Source organism: Rhizobium sp. RAF36, assembly GCF_052114105.1.
In the GTDB taxonomy this organism is placed as follows: Bacteria; Pseudomonadota; Alphaproteobacteria; order Rhizobiales; family Rhizobiaceae; genus Rhizobium.
The window spans coordinates 1-513 of the sequence record NZ_JBFREC010000027.1 but is presented as its reverse complement, the minus strand read 5'-3'; the positions used below and the strand labels follow the sequence as shown (position 1 = coordinate 513).

Below are 513 nucleotides of genomic sequence, written 5' to 3'. Positions count from 1 at the left end.
ACCGGCGGTCAGGCCACCGATCTGGTCGTTGGTGAGCGAGCCGACCTGGGCAGCCGACAATGCGCCGATCTGATCATCGGTGAACTTGGCAAGCTGGCCAGACGTGAAGGCAGTGATCTGCTTGGTCGTGACCTGCTTGAGCTGGTCGGCGCTGAGCTTGCCGACCTGGCTTTCGCTGAGGACGGCGATGGCTTCATTCTTCAGGCCAGGGACCGCCTTGGCGGTCAGGCCAGCAACCGCGTCGTCGGTCAGCTTGGTGATGTTCGTGGCGCTGAAGCCTGCAACCTGTGCAGCCGTCAGCAGAGCGCTCTGGCCTGCGGTGATGCCGGCAACCTGATCGGCAGTCATCGCCGTGATCTGCGTAGCCTTGAGGCCAGCGACAGCAGCATTGCTGAGCTTGCCGATCTGACCGGCGGTCAGGCCACCGATCTGGTCGTTGGTGAGCGAGCCGACCTGGGCAGCCGACAATGCGCCGATCTGATCATCGGTGAACTTGGCAAGCTGGCCAGACGT

Annotated in this window: 1 pseudogene; it reads right to left on the bottom strand. The window is 63.4% G+C overall.

The window, feature by feature from the left end:
• Positions 1-513: pseudogene (locus AB4Z25_RS29325) on the bottom strand (hypothetical protein); the annotation flags it as partial.